This window comes from Intestinibacter sp. (assembly GCF_051866655.1).
Classification (GTDB): Bacteria; Bacillota; Clostridia; order Peptostreptococcales; family Peptostreptococcaceae; genus Intestinibacter.
This window is the reverse complement of record NZ_JBJDXL010000256.1, coordinates 1-4,243: the sequence shown is the minus strand read 5'-3', so window position 1 is coordinate 4,243 and position 4,243 is coordinate 1. Positions and strand designations below refer to the sequence as shown.

The window sequence follows — 4,243 nt, the reverse complement described above, 5'->3', positions numbered from 1 at the left end:
ATATTCTTCAATCTAGAATCGTCGTAATCATCGCATCCAGATTTTATGTAATCGTATATCAATTCCATAATAAATTTTTGATTTTCACTAGAAGGATAAACTGTGTTTATATCTTGTTTTTTCAACGCTTTTTCATAAACACCACTTTCGATAGTACCGTCAGTTGCAAGTACTCCTACTTTCTTAATACCCATATCTTTCAAATAAATAGCTGTTTCATCTGGCATATTCAAAAGAGGGATATCTAAACATTCAACCAATTCATCGTAAAAATAATGAGCTGTATTACACGACATCACAAGCAAATCTGCCCCCATAGATTGTAGACGTTTTCCACTTTTAATTAGCTCTGGGACTGGACTTTCACCTTCGCCAAATATAGCTTTTGTTCTATCTGGTATATTAGTATTGCAATCTACAAATACATGTATATGATCTTGATCATTTTGTGCATCTGTAGACATTATAATCTTTTGCATTAAATCACATGTCGCCTTTGGTCCCATACCACCTATAATACCTATTTTTTTCACACTGGCAACCCCCTCATTCTTAATTATATATAAACCCATTCATTATAACTACATTATATATAATTATGTTAACCAAATATGAATAAGAAAAAATACCCATACATAAGCATTAAATTTACTTACATATGAGTATTTTTATATCAATAATAAAATTAGCTACTATATTTTAAAATTTATACTAAATTATTTTTCATGAACTATAAGCTCTAATACATCAGGTCTAGCATAATGTCCGCAAGCGTCTAATTCCATACGACTCATAGGAACCTTTTGCATGTCTAAATCTGCATAGATGATTTCTTCTTTGTCCCATACAGGCTCTGTAACATAATGTCCATATGGATCTATTATACAGCTACCACCACGGCAAACTATATCAGATAATTTGTCTATTTCATCTTGGCAATTTAAATCCTTTGGATACATATCTTTTGTGAAATACATATCAGAATTTATGAAATAGCAATGACCTTCTATAGCTATATGTTGTATAGTCGCTTGCCATTCTGGGTTGTCGTTAGTATTTGGAGAAATATAAAGAGTAACTCCCTTATCATAAAGTGCAACTCTAGCAAGTGGCATGTAGCTTTCCCAGCAGATTAAGCTTCCCATGTTACCCCAAGGAGTATCTACAACAGGGAAGTATCCCTTGTTTGCATCTCCCCAAACAACACGTTCTGAGCCAGTTGGTTTAAGCTTTCTATGTACACCTACTAATTCTCCCTCTGGTGAGAAGAATATATTTGAATTATAAAGTGTTCCTGTAGTTAAATCACGTTCAGATACACCTATACTTACATATGCATGTGCAGCCTTTGCAGCCTTACCTAATATATCAGTTTCTTCACCTGGTATTACTATAGAATTGTCGTAGTAAACCTTCCAGTCTTCACGACCTTTTTCATTTCTGCTTCCTACTGTAAATCCATAAGTCATTCCATATGGATATCCTGGAATAAATAGCTCTGGAAATACGATTAAATCAACGTTTTTTTCTGCTGCTTCTTCGATAAGCTTTACAGTTTTTTCAACGCCTAATTTTTTATCAAACATAACTGGTGCAGCTTGAACTAGTGCAATTTTACAAATATCTTTTAAATCCTTCATATATACACCTCTTAATATAAAATATTTTTTTGCTTGAATATAAATTTTCAAACTATCTTATTTTAAATTTTAATGTATCAACTGCCAAAAATCTATAATATTGCACAAAATTTTTATTAAAGTAAAAATCGCAGGAAATAACCTGCGATTTTCTATCAAAATATATTTAAAATATAATTTTTACTATTTACTAAATACGCATTCACCATCAAGGTAAGTAGCAAGTATAGGTACATCTTTTAATGTGCTTGGGTCTACTTCAAATGGATTTTGTCCAAGAACAACAAAGTCTGCAACCTTACCAGCTTCTATGCTTCCTTTGACATCTTCTTCAAATGAACCATAAGCACCTAATATAGTGTAAGTTTTGATTGCTTCTTCAACGCTTAATGCTTGTTCTGGTAGGAATGGTCCATATTTACCATCTAGGCTCTTTCTAGTAACAGCGCATTGGATACCCTTCATTACATCTGGTAATTCAACTGGAGAGTCAGAACCATTACTTGCGATTACACCTTCATCTAGCATTGTCTTGAAGTTGTATGTATATTTTGCTCTTTCTTTTCCTATTCTGTCTTCTACTATAGTTATATCGTAGTCTAGGAATATAGTTTGTATGTATGCGTGTAATTTAAGGTCTCTAAATTTGTCTAGTAGCTCTCTTGTAGTTATTTGGCAGTGAACTATACCGTGACGGTGATCTTCTTTAGGGTATTTTTTAAGAGCTTTTTCTATAGCTTCGATTACCATGTACATTGGCTTGTCACCTATACAGTGAACTACTACATGCATTCCATTTTTGTGAGCGTATTCTATCATTTCATCGAATTGTTCTTGAGTGTATATTGGTATACCACAAGTGCTCTTGTCATCTTCATAAGGTTCACATAAAGATGCAGTTCTAGCTCCTAGAGATCCATCTGCTAATAATTTTAGTGGTCCTATTTTGAAGTGGTCTGTACCTACACCAGTTTTATATCCTTTTTCTATAAACCCTTTTAGTAATTCCATATTTACTAATTGAGATTGTTCGTTGATTTTTACTGTTAATTTACCTTCTTGTTCAAGTTCCTTAAATGCAGATATTAATACTTCATAATCTACACCTGGAAATGCAATAAAATCGTCTGTTTGTGCTGATGTCACACCGAATGTATTTAAGAATTTACAAGCATCCTCTAGCATTGTTTTTAATCCTTCTTTATCTGGATTAAGTGCTTTACTGTATACAAGTTCAAGTGCATTTTCTCTGAATATTCCTAGAGGTTCTCCGTTTTCATCTACGTCAAATTGTCCACCTTCTACCTGTGGTGAATCCTTAGTTATACCGATTAATTCTAGACCTTTAGAGTTTACAATACAAACGTGACCACATGCACGGATTATGCATATTGGTTGAGTAGTAGATACTTCATCTAAATCGTATCTAGTTGGGAATCTATTTTCATCTGTGAAAAAGTCATTATTCCATCCTCTACCTCTAACCCATTCATTTTCTTTAAAATCTCTTTCTGCTATGAATTGTCTGATTCCTTCCTTCATTTCTTCTATAGAACCAGTACATTTAGATAGTTGTACCATTTGAAGGAAGTCACCAATTTCTAAAACATGTGTATGTGAATCGTTAAATCCAGCTGTTACAAATTTTCCAGCTAAATCGATTACTTCACTGTCTGCTTCCTTATATGTAAGTGCTTCTTCAGTGCTACCAACATATATAAATTTTCCATTTTCTTCAACAAAAGCCTCTGCATTCCCATTAGTTACTGTGTAAACAGTACCATTAATATATATTTTTCTCATTATCTTTCCCCCTTCAAGCTCTTTATTGTAAGTATTTTTTTAGGACAATTATTGACACAAGTATTACATTTTATACAGTTTTCATTGTCAAATTGATTTTGTTCATTGAACTCTAAATAAGGCTGTAGCTGCATAGGACATACCTTTGCACATTTTTTACATTTTATACATTTATCCTTATCTAAGATAGTTAATTTTTTATTTGTATTTTTTGATATACCTATGTTTTGACCTAATTTTCCAAATAATTTTTGTATAGTCCCCATCGGGCAAAATTGACACCAAGTTCTAGGTGCTATAAATAATGCCAAAGGTGTACTGACTAACAATACTACAAGATAAGTAGTAACAAATATAAAACCAAATTTATCCAATAAATCTAGTCCAGAAAAATTACTAAATACTTTATATACTCTTGTTCCCAATACAATTGCAAATAAAATAAATACTGCTATTATAACACCCTTATTTCTCAAAGATTTAGGTATATCTTCATTTTTAGAGAATCTTAATAAAACACTATCGTACAAGCTTCCATGTGGACATACATTTCCACACCAAAATCTGCCATTAAACACAGATGTAATCATAAGTCCTAGCATAACAAAAAAAGGCACTATTAATCCTAATTTGTGTTCATACAATCCTCCAAATGCAATAACAATAGTAAGTAACCAGCCATATTTTCTCCAAATTGTAAAGGTTCTATTTGCTTTTATATTGCTCATCTCGTTCCCCCCCTATCTAATAATATTTTAGACTCTTGCGAATTAAATAATTTGTTGAATTTACAAGAATAA

At 32.2% G+C, this 4,243-nt stretch carries 4 protein-coding genes; all 4 read right to left on the bottom strand.

The genetic code is table 11. The annotated features are described in order from the left end of the window. Positions 1-533, bottom strand: a 533-nt coding sequence (locus ACI3VO_RS07720; protein ID WP_439757354.1) for an aspartate/glutamate racemase family protein, incomplete at its 3' end; no start/stop codon positions are given. Between the two features lie 183 nt (positions 534-716). Beyond that, positions 717-1,640 (bottom strand): carbon-nitrogen hydrolase family protein, encoded by a 924-nt coding sequence (locus tag ACI3VO_RS07715; RefSeq protein ID WP_439757353.1) that lies wholly within the window; start codon positions 1,638-1,640, stop codon positions 717-719. 183 nt (positions 1,641-1,823) lie between these two features. Continuing rightward, positions 1,824-3,443, bottom strand: coding sequence for an amidohydrolase (locus tag ACI3VO_RS07710; protein WP_439757352.1), 1,620 nt, complete (start codon positions 3,441-3,443; stop codon positions 1,824-1,826). Then, the gene (locus tag ACI3VO_RS07705) at positions 3,443-4,171 is read right to left on the bottom strand and encodes a 4Fe-4S binding protein (RefSeq protein WP_439757351.1); all 729 of its coding nucleotides are present in this window, start codon (positions 4,169-4,171) and stop codon (positions 3,443-3,445) included. Before ACI3VO_RS07705 ends, ACI3VO_RS07710 begins: the two co-directional genes overlap by 1 nt. Positions 4,172-4,243: the final 72 nt, after the last annotated feature.

Coding starts and splice junctions, on each gene's coding strand:
- ACI3VO_RS07715 (WP_439757353.1), bottom strand. CDS start 1,640: ATGAAGGATTTAAAAGATATTTGTAAAATTGCACTAGTTCAAGCTGCA.
- ACI3VO_RS07710 (WP_439757352.1), bottom strand. CDS start 3,443: ATGAGAAAAATATATATTAATGGTACTGTTTACACAGTAACTAATGGG.
- ACI3VO_RS07705 (WP_439757351.1), bottom strand. CDS start 4,171: ATGAGCAATATAAAAGCAAATAGAACCTTTACAATTTGGAGAAAATAT.